The 15,702-nt window shown below is 74.7% G+C and carries 13 protein-coding genes; 4 read left to right on the top strand and 9 right to left on the bottom strand.

All coding sequences use genetic code 11. From position 1 onward, the window contains the following. Positions 1–66 precede the first annotated feature (66 nt). A complete protein-coding gene (locus tag OG702_RS28550; RefSeq protein WP_327291812.1) occupies positions 67–1,140 on the top strand; it encodes a protein kinase family protein in 1,074 nt (357 codons plus the stop codon). Here OG702_RS28550 and OG702_RS28545 read toward each other — a convergent pair. The 4 genes from OG702_RS28545 to OG702_RS28530 all read right to left on the bottom strand — a co-directional run bounded on the left by OG702_RS28545 (position 1,133) and on the right by OG702_RS28530 (position 7,724). After that, positions 1,133–2,140: a DNA polymerase Y family protein gene (locus tag OG702_RS28545; protein ID WP_327291811.1), complete on the bottom strand. Its 1,008-nt coding sequence runs from the start codon at positions 2,138–2,140 to the stop codon at positions 1,133–1,135. The genes OG702_RS28550 and OG702_RS28545 overlap by 8 nt on opposite strands. Further along, complete coding sequence (locus tag OG702_RS28540; protein WP_327291810.1) at positions 2,137–5,580, bottom strand: DNA polymerase III subunit alpha; 3,444 nt, start codon at positions 5,578–5,580, stop codon at positions 2,137–2,139. The genes OG702_RS28545 and OG702_RS28540 overlap by 4 nt, the downstream gene beginning before the upstream one ends. Positions 5,581–5,844: 264 nt before the next feature. Further along, positions 5,845–6,414 carry a hypothetical protein gene (locus tag OG702_RS28535; RefSeq protein ID WP_327291809.1) on the bottom strand — a complete coding sequence of 190 codons (570 nt, stop codon included), beginning with the start codon at positions 6,412–6,414 and terminating at the stop codon, positions 5,845–5,847. A 62-nt stretch (positions 6,415–6,476) separates the two neighbouring features. After that, complete coding sequence (locus OG702_RS28530; RefSeq protein ID WP_327291808.1) at positions 6,477–7,724, bottom strand: MFS transporter; 1,248 nt, start codon at positions 7,722–7,724, stop codon at positions 6,477–6,479. A gap of 74 nt (positions 7,725–7,798) precedes the next feature. Between OG702_RS28530 and OG702_RS28525 the strand changes: the two genes are divergently transcribed. Together OG702_RS28525 and OG702_RS28520 are read left to right on the top strand one after the other, a co-directional pair. After that, entirely contained in the window at positions 7,799–8,386 is a 588-nt protein-coding gene (locus OG702_RS28525; protein WP_327291807.1) for an ArsR/SmtB family transcription factor, read from the top strand. After that, positions 8,383–8,844 (top strand): PPOX class F420-dependent oxidoreductase, encoded by a 462-nt coding sequence (locus tag OG702_RS28520; protein ID WP_327291806.1) that lies wholly within the window; start codon positions 8,383–8,385, stop codon positions 8,842–8,844. Before OG702_RS28525 ends, OG702_RS28520 begins: the two co-directional genes overlap by 4 nt. A 10-nt stretch (positions 8,845–8,854) precedes the next feature. On the opposite strand, the gene OG702_RS28515 is transcribed toward OG702_RS28520, so the two are convergent. The 5 genes from OG702_RS28515 to OG702_RS28495 all read right to left on the bottom strand — a co-directional run bounded on the left by OG702_RS28515 (position 8,855) and on the right by OG702_RS28495 (position 14,818). Continuing rightward, a complete protein-coding gene (locus OG702_RS28515; RefSeq protein ID WP_327291805.1) occupies positions 8,855–9,814 on the bottom strand; it encodes a helix-turn-helix transcriptional regulator in 960 nt (319 codons plus the stop codon). Positions 9,815–9,969: 155 nt separating this feature from the next. Beyond that, a complete protein-coding gene (locus OG702_RS28510; RefSeq protein ID WP_327291804.1) occupies positions 9,970–11,004 on the bottom strand; it encodes a S1 family peptidase in 1,035 nt (344 codons plus the stop codon). Between the two features lie 303 nt (positions 11,005–11,307). Continuing rightward, complete coding sequence (locus OG702_RS28505; RefSeq protein ID WP_327291803.1) at positions 11,308–12,105, bottom strand: LLM class flavin-dependent oxidoreductase; 798 nt, start codon at positions 12,103–12,105, stop codon at positions 11,308–11,310. Then, the gene (locus OG702_RS28500; protein ID WP_327291802.1) at positions 12,102–13,139 is read right to left on the bottom strand and encodes an LLM class flavin-dependent oxidoreductase; all 1,038 of its coding nucleotides are present in this window, start codon (positions 13,137–13,139) and stop codon (positions 12,102–12,104) included. Before OG702_RS28500 ends, OG702_RS28505 begins: the two co-directional genes overlap by 4 nt. A gap of 404 nt (positions 13,140–13,543) precedes the next feature. Continuing rightward, positions 13,544–14,818 carry a DUF5685 family protein gene (locus OG702_RS28495; RefSeq protein ID WP_327291801.1) on the bottom strand — a complete coding sequence of 425 codons (1,275 nt, stop codon included), beginning with the start codon at positions 14,816–14,818 and terminating at the stop codon, positions 13,544–13,546. A 374-nt stretch (positions 14,819–15,192) separates the two neighbouring features. Here OG702_RS28495 and OG702_RS28490 point away from each other — a divergent pair, with 374 nt between their 5' ends. Further along, positions 15,193–15,636 carry a cell division protein SepF gene (locus OG702_RS28490; RefSeq protein WP_327291800.1) on the top strand — a complete coding sequence of 148 codons (444 nt, stop codon included), beginning with the start codon at positions 15,193–15,195 and terminating at the stop codon, positions 15,634–15,636. The last annotated feature ends 66 nt before the right edge of the window (positions 15,637–15,702 follow it).

Genomic DNA, 15,702 nt, shown 5'->3' with positions numbered 1-15,702 from the left:
CCGTAGATTGTCGGATCACGGTGTGGTGCGGCCTGGCACCGCGTCGCCCCGGTGTGGGAGTCAGTGGTGGAGCAGCTTGGCACGACCGATCGTGAACGTCTGGCCGCGTACGGCACCGTCTCCACGGCTCTGGCCCTGTGCAGTGACGAGCAACTGGCCGACCTGGTGGACGCGGCGACACCGTTGGGCTCCGGGATCGGCGGGCGTTCCTCGCTTCTGGAGGTCGACGGGACCCCGGTCTTCGTCAAACGGGTGCCGCTGACCGACCTGGAGAGGCTGCCGGAGCACGCGCGGTCGACCGCGAACCTCTTCGGGCTGCCGGCCTTCTGCCAGTACGGCCTCGGCGGGCCGAGCTCCGGGGTCTGGCGGGAGCTCGCCGTGCACATCATGACGACGAACTGGGTGCTCACCGGGGAGAACCCCGGCTTCCCGCTGACGTACCACTGGCGGGTGCTGCCGGACTCGGCGCCCTTGCCCGAGGAGCTGGCCGACGTCGACCGGGTGGTCGCCTACTGGGACGGCGGGTCGCAGGTGCGCCGCCGGATCGACGAACTCCGGGAGTCCTCGGCGAGCGTGACGCTGTTCCTGGAGTACATCCCGCAGAACCTGCGGGAATGGCTCGGCGAGCAGGTGAAGGCCGGCGACGAGGAGGTGACCGAGACGTGTCTGCGGGTGGAGCAGGCGCTGCACGCGGGCACGTCGTTCATGAACACCCGCGGACTGCTGCACTTCGACGCCCACTTCGAGAACATCCTCACCGACGGTCGGCGCCTGTACTTCGCCGACTACGGCCTGGCCCTCTCCTCCCGCTTCGAACTGTCCGAGGAAGAGGCCGGCTTCTTCGACCGGCACCAGGTCTACGACCGCTGCTACACGCTGACGTCCCTGGTGATCTGGCTGGCCAGCGCCTTGAACGGCTCCGGCGGCGAGGACGCCGACGCGCTGCTGCGCGCGTACGCACGGGGTGAGGGGCCCACGGGGATACCCGCCGCGGCCGCGGCGATCCTGAGCCGTTACGCCCCGCTCGCCGCCGTACTCAAGGAGTTCAACCGCAGGCTCCGGCAGGAGAGCAGGCTGACCCCGTATCCGCTGGAGGAGATCCTCCGGATCAGCGCGAGGGACGGCGTGTCGCTCACCTGACGGGGGGTGCGGGCACCGGGTCGCCGGCCAGGGTGGCCGGGTGGACGGCGGTGGGGCCGAAGCGGTGGCGGGCGCGGTCGGCGGCGGCCTCCACGGCGCGGGCGCGGACGTCGGCGGAGTCCAGGCTGAGCTGGCGGGTGGTGTCGGCGACGGGCCGCAGGCGGTCGGCGGTGAGGGCGTAGCCGCGCACCCGCGCGCGTTGCAGGCCGAGCGAGGCCAGGACGCCCAGGGCGGTGACGGTCAGCAGCGGTGAGTGGGCGGTGGGTTCGGGCAGCGTGCGGGTGCGGGTGGTGGCGCTCTGGTCGGCGTAGCGGAGGGTGAGCGTGAGCCGGCCGGTGACCTGGGCCTCGTTCCGCAGCCTGCGGCCGAGTTCGCCGGCCAGTCCGAGCACGGTGCGGTGGTGCTGGGCGGGATCGAGGCAGTCGCGGTCGAGCACCAGGTCGGCGGTCATGCGGGCCGCGGGCGCCTGCGGGGTGACCGGGCGGGGGTCGTGGCCGCGGACCCGTTCGGCCAGCAGCCGGGCGGGGGCGGCGCCCAGGATCCGCTGGAGGGTGACGGCGGGGGTGTCCGCGACCTGGCCGATGGTGCGCAGCCCGTAGCCGCCGAGTGCGGCTGCGGTGGTCCGGCCGACCCCGGGCAGCGCGGTCACCGGCAGCGGCCCCAGCCAGGCCTCCACCGCCGCCCGGTCGCCCGGGATGCGCGTGGTGTGCCCGGGAGGCGAGGCGGCCGCGGCCATGGCGGCCAGCATGGGGTTGGCCGCCAGCCCCGCACTGGTCTCGATGCCGTACAGCGCCGCGACCCGCATCCGCGCCATCTGCACCACCCCGAGGGGACCCCGGTCGAAGTAGCGCAGGGCCGAGGTCAGGTCGAGCTGCACCGCGTCGGGCGGGAAGGCCTGGAGGTGCGGGGTGATCCCGCCCAGCAGGTCGAGCACCTGCGCGTACCGCTCCTCGCCGGGGTCGCCGTGCAGGTGCAGGTGGGCGATGTGGCGCGCCCTCATCCGGCGCTCCCGGAGCTGCGGTGCCCGAGCTTGCGCAGGTCGGCCGAGCGGCTGCCGGCGGGCTGCAGGTCGGCGTAGGGATGCAGCCGGGCGCCGGCCGTTCCGTCCGGGAGGGTGCGCCGCGGCTGCGCGGGGGTGGGCTGCGGGCCGCTCGCCCCGAGCAGCGCGAGGGCCGCCTCGGGACCGTCGTCGCGGCGGGCGGCGGCGACCTTCTCCAGGTCCCAGGCCATGCTGCCGACGACGGTCCGCCGGGTGCCGCGGACCTGTACGGTGCCGCGGACCAGCAGCAGCCCTGAGTGGAAGACGGTGTGGGCGCACGCCTCGTGGGAGTCCTCGAAGAAGGCCAGGTCGACCATGCCGGAGCCGTCCTCCAGCGTGACGAAGATGACGCGCTTGCCGCTGGCGATCGGCGGGGTCTGGGTCGAGGCGCGCACCCCGGCGACCAGCACCTGCTGTCCTGCCCGCAGGCCGGCCAGGTGGGCGGCGTCCGTCGCGCCGACCTCCCGCAGCAGCCGGTGGTGGTACTCCATCAGATGCCGGGAGACGTCGATGCCGAACGTGTGCAGTTCCGCGCCGAGCACCTCACGCCCCGTCATCTCGGGCAGCCCGCCGGGCTCGGCGCCCCCGATCGCGTCGGCGGTGAGGGGCAGCTGCCCCTCGGCCGCGCCGCGCGGACGGGACTGCCGGTGCAGTTCGGCGATCTGCAGCAGCAGGTCGCGCCGGTTCAGCCGTCCGTCGTGCAGCGCGTCCAGCGCCCCCGTCTCCGCCAGCTGTTCGGCCACCGGCCGGCTGGGCCGTGCCCGCTGCCAGAGGTCGGACAGGGATCCGTACGGCTGTCCGGCGGCGATCCGGGCGCACTCCTCCTCGTTGATCCCGCGCACCCCGGACAGCGCGAGCCGTACCGCCCACCGGTCGCCGTCCGTGCGCTCGACGGTGTGCTCCACCCGGGAGCGGTTGACGTCCACCGGCAGCACGGGCACCCCGTGGCGGCGGGCGTCGGCGACGATCACCCGCTTGGGCCACATGCCGGGGTCGTGCTCCAGCAGTCCGGCCAGCAGGAACGCCGGGTAGTGCGCCTTCAGCCAGGCCGACTGCAGGGCGGGGACGGCGAAGGCGACCGCGTGGGCGCGGCAGAAGCCGTAGGCGCCGAAGGACTCCACCGTCGCCCACACCTCGTCGCGGACCTGGGGGCCGTAGCCGCGGGCGGCGGTCGTCCGGTGGAACCAGTCCCTGATCTGCGGCAGCTTGTCCTTGTCGCCGAGCAGCCGCCGGCCGACCTCGGCCCGGTCCCTGCCGCAGCCGGTCATCACGTGCAGCGTCTCGATGATCTGCTCGTGCCAGATCGTCACGCCGTAGGTGTCCGCGAGCACCTGTTCCAGGTCGGGGTGGGCGTAGTGCGGGTCGCCGCCGTGCCGGGCGGCGATGTACCGCTCGGGCATGCCGCCGGCCACCGGGCCGGGGCGGAAGAGGCTGATGTCGGCGATGACGTCCTGCACGTCCCGCGGCTGCATCCGGGAGAGCAGGTCCTGCTGGCCGGGCGATTCCAGCTGGAACATGCCGATGGTCCGGCTCTCCTGGATGAGCTTGAAGGCGAAGACGTCGTCCAGTGGCACCTGCTGCCCGTCGTCCAGGTCGATGTGGTCGCCGGTGGCCCGTTCGATCTCGGTGACGGCGTGCGCCATCGCGGACTGCATCCGCACCGCCAGCACGTCGAGCTTGATGTTGCCCAGCGCCTCGACCTCCTCCTTGGCCGCCATCGCCATCGGGTAGTCGCCCTGCGGGGTGGGCTGCACCGGGAGGCGGTCAAGCAGGGTCGCGTCGCTGATGATCACTCCGCACGGGTGCATGGCCATGCCGTGGACGAGGGAGTCGAGTCCTTCGGCGAGCTCCCACAGCGGCCCGTACCGCCCGGCCTCGGCGGCGAGCCCGCGCAGTTCGGGCAGTTCGGCCAGTGCGCCGGTGATGTCGCAGGCCCGCAGGTGCGGGAAGCTCTTGGCGATCCGGTCCACCTCGCCGGGGGCGATCCCCAGGGCGAGGCCGGTGTCGCGCAGCGCCCGGCGGGCCCGGTACGTCTCGGGCATCGCGGTGACCGCGACCCGCTCATGGCCGAACCGGCGGAAGATCGTGTCGTAGCACTCCAGCCTGCGGGCCGACTCCACGTCGATGTCGATGTCCGGCAGGCCCTTGCGCAGCGGGCTGAGGAACCGCTCGAACAGCAGGCGGTGGTCGAGCGGGTTGGCCGTGGCGATGCCCAGCGCGTGGCAGACCATCGACCCCGCGCCAGAACCGCGGGCCGCGACCCGGATGCCCAGCTCGCGGATGTCGGCGACCACCTGGCCGACGGCCAGGAAGTAGGCGTCGAAACCCAGTCCGGTGATGATCTCCAGCTCGCTCGCCATCCGCTCGCGGGCGGCCGGGTCGCGGTCAAGGCCGCGCCGGGCCAGACCCGCGGCGGCCTTCTCCCGCAGCAGTTCCGCGGCGCCGCCCGGGCCGGCTCCGACGACCTCGGGCTCGGGGAAGTGCCGGGCGCCCAGGCCGATCTGCCCGGGTGACAGCCGGCAGGCGGCCGCGGTGGCGGCGGTGTCGGCGAGCAGCCGGCCGGCCCGGCGCGGCCCCATCCCCGCGCACTCGGCGATGTCCTGCGCGGCCCTGGCCATCTCCGCCTCGCCCTTGAGCCAGCGCTGCCCGCCGTCCACCCGGCGCCGGTCGATGGGCCGCAGCAGCCGCGCGGCGTCCAGGACGTCGGCGAGCCGGTGCTGGGCGGGGTCGGCGTAGCGGACGGCGTTGGTCAGCACCGCGGGCGTACGGGTCCGGTCGGCGAGCGCCAGCGTCCTGGCGGCCAGCCGCAGCGATCCCGGACCGGTGCCGGAGCGGCCGTGGACGACCGCCTCAAGGCGCAGGTCCTCGCCGAAGATCTCCCACCACGGCCGCAGCAGGCTCACCGCGACGTCCTCCCGGCCGGCCGCCAGCGCCCGGGCCGGCTCCGAGAGCGGTCCGAGCAGCGCGGTCAGCCCCGGCCCGCCGTGCTCGCGCAGCGCGTCCCAGGACACCTGGACGGGGGCGGCCCGGCTCGCGGTGCCCACGTGGGCGGCGCTGGTGATCCGGCACAGCCGGGCCCAGCCCTGCTCGTCCTGGGCGAGCAGGACGAAGCGCAGCGGCGGCTCGACCACATGGGCGCCGCCGCGCACCGGGGTGCGCTGCCGGGCCGGTGGCGGTGGGGCGAGCGCCGCCACGGCCAGGTCGATCCCGAAGACCGGCGTGACACCGGTCTCCGCGCACGCCTGCGCGAACCGCACCGCCCCGGTGACGGTGTCCCGGTCGGTCAGTGCCAGCGCCGTCATCCCCCGCTCGGCCGCCCGCAGGGCGAGCTGCTCGGGGTGCGCGGCGCCGTACCGCTCGGAGTAACCGGACGCGACATGCAGATGGGCGAAGCCCGCCATGCCGCACCTCCATCACTCCACCCCTTTTCAGCCATCCGCCCGAAACGTTCCTCGTACGTTCGTTCGATTAGCTTAGCGCGGTCATCCCAGGTCAGCGACTCGAACACGCCCGCGCCGAACGATCCGGCCGCCGGAAACGGTGGCCGGATCGCACGGCTGCGCGCCATCTCGGCGGCGGGGCGGCGGACTTGGAGCCGCGGGACGCGGCGCCGCCGGACGCCATGACGTTTCTCACGGCTCCCGCGCCGGGCGCCGGCCGCCCGCTCAGCCCTCCGGGCCGGCGGAGCGCTTCCCTTCGCGGCCGGCCAGCACCGCGATCGAGGCGAACATGCCGGTCTCGCGGTCGCCGATCAGCTCCCACGCCCGGGCGATCCCGATCAGCAGCAGCACGACCAGCAGGTTGCCGACGCGCTCGGCGGCGCCGACGCTGCGCGGGTTCACGACGAGCTCGATCCCGCTGGCGAGTTCCAGGCCGAAGACGGCCAGCAGCAGGACGACGAGACCGGCCTGCCGGCGTACGTGCGGCCGCAGCGCCCCACTGCCGGACAGCGTGGACCGCGCGCCCGCGGCGGTGAAGAGGATGCCGATGACGGCCAGCACGATGGCGGGATAGCCGACGTTGTTCCCCGGTACGAGACCCAGCAGCGAGACCGCCAGCGCGTTGGTGAAGGCCGAGAGCGACGCGGCGGCGCGGACCTGCTGGATCACGACGGGACGGTCGGGCGTGCCCGAGCGCGGCGCGACGGACATGGCGACGAACAGCAGGCCGGTCAGCCCGGCGGCCGACGCGGCGACCGCGGCGAAGAGGCTCTGATACGTTCCTGTCGGCACCATATGACCCTATATGCCGGATCCGGAGATGCCCCGTGGGACGCCGGGCGGGCGCCCGCGGGGCGTCAGCCCGTACGGCCGGGCGCCGCAGCCGTACGGGCCGCGTCCCCGGCGGCCGGCGCGGGTTCCGGCGGGGCGGAAGGGCGCCGCAGCAGCAGGAACCAGGCCGCCGCCGCGCCGCCCGCCCCGACCGCCACGAGCTGCAGCCGGTAGTCGACCAGCGCCACCAGCACCGCCCCGAGGGCCGCGGCCACCGCGGTGGGCGCGAAGACCACCGTGCCCGCCGCGGCGGCCACCCGGCCCACCAGTGCCGGCTCGGTGCGCTGCTGCACGGCGGTGAAGGCTGCGACGATCACCCAGGGCAGCCCGACGCCGACCGCCAGCGTCCCGGCGAGCACCACCGGCAGCGACGGCACCGCGCGCACGGCCGCGCCCGCGGTGAACAGCAGCAGGCCCCCGGCGGCGAACGCGCGCTCCGGCACCCGGCGCATGACGGCGCCCGCCAGGATCCCCGCCACGATCGAGCCGGCGCCCTGGACCGCGTAGAGCACGCCGACGAAGGCGGGCGGGCGGTGCAGGCCGGTGTCGGCCAGCGCGTAGACCGCGGCGCTGCTGATCCCGGACAGCAGCATGGCGACGGCTCCGGCGCCCACCAGCCGCAGCAGCAGCGGGTCGCCGCGCAGCGCGCGTACGCCCTGCGCGGTCTGCTCGCGCCAGCCGCCGGTGGCCGGCGCGGGCGGCTCCTCGCGGAGGGGCAGGGCGGTGAAGGCGAGTGCGGCCAGCACGAAGGTGGCCGCGTCGAGCAGGGCGACGGCGCCGCCGCCCCAGCGCAGGAAGAGGCCCGCGCCGGCCAGCGGGGCGAGCAGTTTCATGGCCTCGTTCACCGTCATCCGCAGCCCGTTGAAGTCGCCGCGCAGCCTGGCGGGGACGGCGGTGACGACCAGGGCGGCCTCGGCGGCGTCGCACAGCACGGAACCCGCGCCGACCGCGGTGAGGACCAGCAGGAGCAGCCAGACGTCCCGCCCGGAGCGGACCGCGAGCAGCACCGGGAGCAGCAGGGCGAGGGCTGCGTCGACCCCGATCAGCAGCCGCCGGCGGCGGACCCGGTCGGCGACGGTCCCCAGCAGCGGCCCCAGCAGGGTCGGCAGCCAGACGCAGCAGGTCACCGCGGCGGCCAGGCTGCTCGATCCGGTCAGCGTCTTCACCCACACTCCGGCGACCAGCAGCATCGCCGAGTCGCCGAACCCGGAGACCAGGATCCCGCCCAGATAGGTCGCCGCGCCGCGGTCCCGCAGCACCTCCCGTACCGTCATGACTCCCAACCTAATGCTTGGGGGTGGGCCGGACAATCCCCGCAACCGGCGGCCAGGAGCGGTGTAATGGGCGTATGAGCGCCACCGATCCCCTGTTGCGCGCCCTCGCCCACCCGGTGAGGCTGCGTATCGTGTCCCTGGTCTGGAACGTCCCGCTGTCCGCCGCCGAGCTGTCCCGCGAGCTGGGCATCTCGCACGCGCTGGCCAGCCAGCACCTGCGCCGCCTCGACGCGGTCGGCCTGGTGGAGCTGGCCGAGGTGCGGGCCAACCGGGGCGGCCGGGAACGCCGCTACCGGGCGGTGCACGGCTCCCCGCTGTCCGACCAGCGCCACGAGGGGGTCCGGCTGATCGCCGAGGCGATGGCCCACAACCTGCGGGAGCGGGCGGCCCGCCGGCTGCCCGGTGCCGAGGGGGTCACCTCGGACGCGGAGCTGTGGGTGGCGCCCGAGGTCTGGACGGACTTCAGGCACCGGCTGGCCGCGCTCTTCGGCGAGTTGCACGACGCCGCCCGCGCCCCGCACGCCCCGGGCACGGTCGGAATCGGCGCGACGGTGATGGTGTTCCCCCTCGCGGAACCCGACGGCACACAACCCGCGGCCCCCGCACCGGACACCCGCGTACCGGACACCGGTGGGCCGCACGAACCCCAGGAGCGACCTTGAGCCAGGACCCCGCCACCGAGGCGCTGCTCGGCCTGCTGCGCGAGCAGCGCACCGGAGTGCTCGTCACCCTCAAGAGGGACGGCAGGCCGCAGCTGTCCAACGTGTCGTTCACCTACGACGACGCCAGCAGGACCATCCGCATCTCGGCGACCGACGACCGGGCCAAGACCCGCAATCTGCGCCGCGACCCGCGGGCGAGCTTCTATGTCAGTGCCCCCGACATGCGGACGTATCTGGTCGCCGAGGGCGACGCGGTACTGACCCCGGCGGCCGCCGACCCGCAGGACGCGACCGTCGAGGAGTTGATCTCGGTCTACCGGGCGATCGCGGGCGAGCACCCGGACTGGGACGAGTACCGTGCCGCGATGGTCGCCGACAAGCGGCTGGTGATCAGCCTGCGCGCGGACCGGCTCTACGGAGCGGGTACGCACGGTCCGGTCAGCGGCCCGCTGGACTGACCCGCGGGTGTCATCCGGCGGCGTCGGCCGCCCGGGCCAGCCGGGCGGCCACCGTCCGCAGGTGGTCGGCGAGTTCGGGCGGCTCCTTGACCTCGAACTCCACGCCGAGCATGCCGACGTACATCGCGAGCGCTTCCAGCGACTCGAAGCCGGTGCGCAGCTCGCAGCTGAGGTCGTCGTGCACGGTGACGGTGCCGAAGCCGGTCCAGTCGTACTCCGCGAGCGTGGCCGCCGAGGTGTGCAGGAGGATCACCGCCTGGTAGCGGTAGGCCCGCGAGGTGACGCCCTTGGCGACGTAGGCGGCCGCGTCGTCGGGCAGTTCGCGGGGGGTGAAGCGCGGCCCGGTCGGCGGCTTGGGCTCGATCCGGTCGACCCGGAAGGTGCGCCAGTCGGTGCGGTCGACGTCGTAGGCGAGCAGGTACCAGCGGTGGCCGTGGTGCACCAGGCGGTACGGCTCGACCGTACGGCGGCTGGCGCTGCCGCCGTGGTCGAGGTAGTCGAAGCGCAGTTGCTCGCGGTCCCGGCAGGCCGCGCCGACCAGGGTGAGCAGCTGCTGGTTGACGATCGGGCCGTGGCTGCGCGGCTGGACGGTGACGGCCTGCATCGACTGGACGCGGTGCCGCAGCCGGGAGGGCAGCACCTGTTCGAGCTTGGCCAGGGCGCGCACCGAGGTCTCCTCGATGCCCTCGACGGTGCCGCCCGCGCCGGTGCGCAGGCACAGGGCGACGGCCACCGCCTCCTCGTCGTCGAGCAGCAGCGGCGGCAGCGCGGCGCCGGCGCCCAGCCGGTAGCCGCCTGCGGTGCCGGGGGCGGCGTGCACGGGGTAGCCGAGCGCCCGCAGGCGTTCGACGTCGCGGCGGACGGTGCGGGCGGTGACGTCCAGCCGGTCCGCCAGTTCCGGCCCGGTCCAGTCGCGGCGGGACTGGAGCAGCGACAGCAGGCGCAGCAGCCGAGCGGAGGTTTCCAGCATGCCGCCAGTGTGGCAGCGGCCGCGGACAGGAACTGACCGCGAAGAGCTTCCGGCGATACGGCGATACGGCGGTCCCGCCGGAGGCCGCCCGTGCACGACGCCCCCGCCGTGCAGGGGCACGGCGGGGGCGCGGGCGTACGGGACGGGCGGACGGGTCAGTAGACGCTGACGCCGTACGCGCTGAGCGCCTCGGTGACCGGCTGGAAGTAGGTCGTACCGCCGGAGCTGCAGTTGCCACTGCCGCCCGAGGTCAGGCCGATGGCCTTGGCGCCGTCGTAGAGGGAGCCGCCGCTGTCGCCGGGTTCGGCGCAGACGTTGGTCCTGATCAGACCGGACACGACGCCGTCGGCGCCGTAGTTGACCGTGGCGTTGAGCGCCTGGACCGTGCCGCTGTGGATGCCGGTGGTCGAGCCGCGGCGCTTGACGGCCTCGCCGACGAAGGCGTTCGCGGCGCTGGTGATGTCCTGGCTGCCGACGGTGCCGTCATGCGCGACGGTGCTGTCGTAGCGGACGATGCCGTAGTCGTTCCCGGGGAAGCTGCTGCCCACCGTCGGGCCGATGTACGTGCCCGAGCTGGTGTAGTAGGCGGGGTTGCCCTGGGTGCAGTGGCCCGCGGTCAGGAAGTAGTACGTGCTGCCGCTGCGGACGTTGAAGCCGACCGAGCAGCGCCACTGGCTGGTGAGGATGGGGTCGCCGCCGGACAGCAGCTTGCTGAACGTGCCGGACACCCGGCTGATGTGGACGGCGTCGCCGTAGGCCGCGGTGGCCTTGGTGAGCGCGGCCAGCTGGGCGGCCGTCACCCGGCTGTCGGCACTGATCTCCAGGGTGTCGGTACGCGGGTCGACCGACCAGGCGGTGCCCGCGATGTCGGCGGCCTTGGTGGTGTCGCCCGCCTTGGCGAGCTGGGCCGCGCTGTGGGTGACCAGCCGGGGCACGGCGCCCGCGGCGCGGACGGCGTCGGCCGCGGCCTGGCTGGTGACGTTGACGACGGTGGTCTTGGCGGAGCTGTCGTAGTACGAGCCCGCGGTGCGGTCGGCACCGAGATGGGCGGCGAGCGACGCTGCCGCTTCCGGGGTCGCCTTCGCGATGCCGGCGGCCGGGGCGGCGCTGGCGGACGGAAGGGCGAACGCGGTCGCGGCGAGCAGGCCGGTGGTGGCGGCCAGCAGCTGTATGCGTCGGGTGGACTTCACTCGTTCCTCCTGTGGGGGTGGAGGGGGAATTTTGTCGGTGTACTGTCAGGCGCACCGATAAACGAACGCGCTGTCAGCCTGACGGGCACTCATGGGAGTATTCAGGCCTCACAGGGAACACACAAGAGGGCCAGGGCACCGGCAACTTGCTGGAAACACATCCGCCCCGGCGGACCCAGGTGCGCCCCGGCAGAACGGCATATGACACCGGATCAGGCCCGCGCCCCCGGCCCGCCCCCAGGCCTGCCCCCGGCCGCCCCCGGCCGCCCTGCCTTTCCGCCCCTGCCCGCCCCCGGCTCCCTGCTATCCGACCGGCCGGGGCAGACCCAGGTGGTCCCGCAGCGTCGTCCCCGTGTACGCGGTCCGCAGCGAGCCGCGCTGCTGGAGCAGCGGCACCACCCGCTCGACGAAGGCGTCCAGGCCGCGACCTGCGGCCGCCGGGTCGGGGCGCAGCACGAAACCGTCCGTCGCGGCGCTCTGCACCTGCGCGTGCAGCCGGTCGGCGAGGTCGCGCGCGGTCGCGGCGGAGCCGGCGGCACCCGCGGCCAGGTCGAACCGGGACAGCACCCGTGCCCGCCGCCCGCCGCGCCGTCCAGCCGCCGGGCGGCCGGTGATCAGCACCTCGGCCGTACCGCCGAAGTCCAGCACCACCGGCCGCCCCTGCGGACCCGCGGGATCGCCGAACCGCCCCGGCGGACCGCCCGCCCGCCCGCCGCTGAGCCGGTCGAGGGCGGCGATCCGGCGGGCCAGGTCGTACGGTTCGCGGCCGGCGGCCGTCACCGGGACCGCGACGGCCAGCCCGATCCTGCTGGTGAGCGCGGCCAGCGCGTGCAGCACGGTGACCGGCTCCGGGCCGCAGGGGCCCGGTCCCGCCCAGCCGCCGGGCCCGGGCGGCTCCCCCGCCGCGGCCGCGCCGGCGGCCGGCGGCGAGGCGCCGCCGGTGAGCAGCAGGAAGTCGAAGAGGCCGCGCTCTGCGGCCAGCGCGAGCGCGGCGCAGGCGGCGAAGTCCGCCTGCGGCCCTGACCCTTCGCCGTCCGCGGGCAACTGGACGGCCAGGTGCAGTGGCCGTACGGCGGTGGCCGGCGCCTGCCGGGCGGTCACGACAGCGCCCCGTGGCTCAGCGCGGACGTGCGGGCCGGGCGGTGCAGGCCGAGGTGTTCGCGCAGCGTCGCGCCCGGGTGGAAGGAGCGGAAGAGGCCGCGGTGCTGGAGCAGCGCGGCCGTGCCGTTGACAAAGCGCTCCAGGTCGCGCCCCGGTTGCACCGGGCGGACGTGGAAACCGTCGACCGCGCCCTGCCGCTGCCAGTCCGCGATGAGTTCCGCCAGGTCCACCGGGCCGCCCCGGAAGAGCACCCCGCCCGACGGGTCGGCCAGCAGCGCGATCTCGGCGCCGGGCTCCGCGCCCACCTCGCCGCCGCCGAGGTCGACCGACAGTTCGGCCAGCACCAGCAGCCGGTCCGGGTCGCGGCCCGCCTCGGCGGCGAGCCGGTGCAGGTCGGCCCTGATCCGCCCGGCGGCCCCGGCGCGTACGGCGCGGACGAAGGCGATGTCGGCGTGCCGGGCGGCGACGGCGCGGGCCGCGGATTCGGTGGCGTCCAGCGCGGTGACCGGGGCGCCCGAGGGCGCCCGGCGGCCGGCGCGCCACATCCCGGTGACCGCGCCCGCCGCGGCGTCGGCGGCCTGCCACACCGCCGCGGGCCGCTCCGGCCGCCGCCCGCGGCCTCTCTGCACCGGCGGCGGCCCCGGTATCCCGGGTGCCCAGCCGGCCCGGCCGCGGCTGACCCAGTCCAGCGTCGCGACGGCCATGGCGACGTCGAAGGGGTCGGCGCCGGCGGCCGGCACGGCGGGCACGAGGCCGATCCGGCCGGTGGCCGGGGCCACCCCGGCGAGCAGCGCGAGCGCGTCCAGCGCCCCGGGACGGTCGCCGTCGGCGGCGCCGAGTTCCAGCGTGACGAAGTCCAGGCCGCCGCCCTCGGCGAGCCGGGCGAGGTCGCGGAAGTACGCGGTCCCGTGCTCTGCGGGGCCGCCGCCGATCGCGGCGGCCAGATGCAGGGTGCGGCCGAGGCGGTGCGGGGCGGCGGAAGGGAACGGGACGGCTGCGGAGGGATATGAGTGAGCAGACGAGTGGGCAGGCATGCGAAGGCTCCGTCGACACGCGGAAGAGGCACGGGTGGTGCCTTCACACAGCCGCCGCGTCCCTCAACGCGGCTGGCCCCGCCAGGGGCTTCGTCGAAGGCTAAGCCGCCGCTGTCGCCCGCTGTCAAGCATGTCCAGCCTGTGGACACCGCGTCTCGCCGCGGTTGACGGATCGCGGCGGCGGCTGCTGCACTGTGGGCATGCGCAGCTGCCGGCTCGTCACCCGCGACCACATCGACTTCGGTCGGGTGTGGTCGGCGTCGTGTTGTGGTCGCTGACCACCCCGACGGAACGTCCGGCCTTCACACACGCATGCTTCGCTCTTCCCCGCCCCTCCCTCGGGCTCCCCGCACGGGTGTGACACCCCGGTGGTACCCGCTGGGCCGGCCGGCCCGACCGCCGGTTCAGCACCCGCAGTCGCAGCAATCGCAACCGTCGCATCCGTCACAGCAACTGCAGCAGTCGCAATCGCAGTCGCAGTCGTTGCACCACGCGTCCCTGCGCTGTCCGCTCCACGCGTCGTCGTGCTCGCTGCAGCACAACTGGCAGGTGCAGCACAGCCCGGTGTAGACCAGGCAGCCGGCGAGCAGCCCGCGCCGCCGCGGCGGTTCCGGCGGCGGGAAGCCGCCGGGGAAACCGGGGCCACCGGGCCCGTAAGGGCTCTGGCCCGGAGCGCCGGGAGCGCCCGGCGCGTACGGATCCCCGCCGAACGGACTGCCGCTGCCCCGGATGGCCGTGTCCGCGACCGCGATGTCCGTGACCGCGATGTCCGCGGCCGCCGCTCCCGCGCCCGTCTGCGGCCCGTGCGCGCAACCGCCGCCGCCGAACACCCGGTCCACCGACCGGCCCAGCTCGTGCACCAGCAGCGCGTGGGCCAGCCGGCCCGCGGCCGAGCCGGCGGTGTCGGCGTCGCGCAGGGCCAGTCGTATGCCGTGCAGCGCGTCGTCGCACAGCCGGCGCGCCTCGGCGAGGCCGGTGCCGGTGCCGGTGAGCGGGTTCCAGGCGCCGGAGCGGGTGTCCTCGGCCAGGTCCTCGACCGCGTCGAGCAGATGGGCGAGCCGCCCGAACAGCCGGCCCGCCTCCGCCAGCGGCGCCCTGTTGGCGGGGCGGCCCGCGAGCACGGCGGTGTGCGCGAAGGCCGCGGCCGTGGCGGTCTCGGTCGGCTCGGTGACGGTCAGCAGCGGTGTGCCCGCCCCGGCCGCCGCCTCGATCGCGCCCTGCCGGTCGACCGCGTCGACCAGCACCGCGGTGTCGAAGCCGAGGTCCCCGCCGGTCCTGGCGCCCGCCCTGTCCCAGCGGCGGGCCACCCCACGGGCCGCGGCGGCCACCGGCCGCCGCCGGTAGGCGCCGTCCCGGTCATCGACGTGGTCGCGCATCTTCGCCGACGCAAGCACCAGCGACACCGCCGCGGCCAGCCGCGCGCCCGCGCCGGTGGCGACCGGGGCCGTGCGCATGCCGCGCAGCGGGCAGGGTCCCGCCGTCCTGCGCTGCTCAGCCGTCGCGGATGTCTGCGCCTCGACCAGGACCGAGATGATCAGGCCGTCGTAATTGGTGGCGATTCTCGCGACCTGCCCGTGCCCGTCCCGCAACGCCAGGCACAGCCCGCACAGATGCGCGAGCCAGGAGGCGGCCATTCCCTCGGACATTCGATGGCGGCACGGCCTGATGACGCCGAACATTCATTCCCCCCGCGGACCCCGCGTGCCCCGCAATTCCCGCGGGTCACGCCGAAACTCCTTCAACCGACAGCCAGTCATGTTATCGCCTGTCGGATCATCGTCCGGGAATGCATGATGGGTACCCGCAGGACGGGGCAGACGCCCTGCGCAGGGCCGTACGGCCCTGGTCGTCACTCGGACGTGAAATGCGTTCCCATCGGATCGTCACCTTCCCTACACCTCCGGCGGCCTGACGGTACGCCACTATCGTGTGTGCCAGTACCGTCACAACTCGGCTCTGTGGCGGCTATCCGCTTGGCGCATCATCGACATCATGGACGACGATAGGACTTGCGGACGGACGGTACTGACCGCGTGTGAGAGAGGAGGCGTCCATGGGATCGGTTCGACGGGCGAGTGCCTGGCTGGGCCTCGTCGACGACAACGGTGGCGAGGGTTACTACGACGAGGAGTACGCCGACTACGGCGAGGGCTCCGAGCGTGCCGAGACCTGGGTGACCGATCCGCGCGTGCGGGTCGCCACCGAGACGGCGCAGGAGCAGGGCCGGCGCATCGCCACCGTCACCCCGGACGGCTTCCGGGACGCACGCGGCATCGGCGAGCTCTTCCGTGAAGGTGTGCCGGTGATCGTCAACCTCACCGGTATGGAGTCGGCGGACGCCAAGCGCGTGGTCGACTTCGCCGCGGGCCTCACCTTCGGCCTGCGCGGTTCCATCGAGCGGGTGGCCACCCGGGTCTTCCTGCTGACCCCGACCGACTACTCGGTGCTCAACGCCGACAGCCGCCGCGGCGGCGACGGCTTCTTCAACCAGAACTGAGCAGCGCTCTCACCGGATCGCGCGCCCGCGTCCGGTGGGAGTCCTGCCGCGCACCGCCGCCGGCCG

It is taken from the genome of Streptomyces sp. NBC_01198 (assembly GCF_036010485.1).
Lineage (GTDB): Bacteria > Actinomycetota > Actinomycetes > Streptomycetales > Streptomycetaceae > Actinacidiphila.
The sequence above is the reverse complement of the archived record's forward strand: the minus strand, read 5'-3'. Positions and strand labels throughout refer to the sequence as shown.

What these genes read in the sequence shown, in the direction of transcription:
- OG702_RS28500 (WP_327291802.1), bottom strand. Translation starts at nt 13,139, where the DNA reads ATGCCTGCCCACTCGTCTGCTCACTCATATCCCTCCGCAGCCGTCCCG.
- OG702_RS28515 (WP_327291805.1), bottom strand. Translation starts at nt 9,814, where the DNA reads ATGCTGGAAACCTCCGCTCGGCTGCTGCGCCTGCTGTCGCTGCTCCAG.
- OG702_RS28545 (WP_327291811.1), bottom strand. Translation starts at nt 2,140, where the DNA reads ATGAGGGCGCGCCACATCGCCCACCTGCACCTGCACGGCGACCCCGGC.
- OG702_RS28540 (WP_327291810.1), bottom strand. Translation starts at nt 5,580, where the DNA reads ATGGCGGGCTTCGCCCATCTGCATGTCGCGTCCGGTTACTCCGAGCGG.
- OG702_RS28535 (WP_327291809.1), bottom strand. Translation starts at nt 6,414, where the DNA reads ATGGTGCCGACAGGAACGTATCAGAGCCTCTTCGCCGCGGTCGCCGCG.
- OG702_RS28525 (WP_327291807.1), top strand. Translation starts at nt 7,799, where the DNA reads ATGAGCGCCACCGATCCCCTGTTGCGCGCCCTCGCCCACCCGGTGAGG.
- OG702_RS28495 (WP_327291801.1), bottom strand. Translation starts at nt 14,818, where the DNA reads ATGTTCGGCGTCATCAGGCCGTGCCGCCATCGAATGTCCGAGGGAATG.
- OG702_RS28490 (WP_327291800.1), top strand. Translation starts at nt 15,193, where the DNA reads ATGGGATCGGTTCGACGGGCGAGTGCCTGGCTGGGCCTCGTCGACGAC.
- OG702_RS28530 (WP_327291808.1), bottom strand. Translation starts at nt 7,724, where the DNA reads ATGACGGTACGGGAGGTGCTGCGGGACCGCGGCGCGGCGACCTATCTG.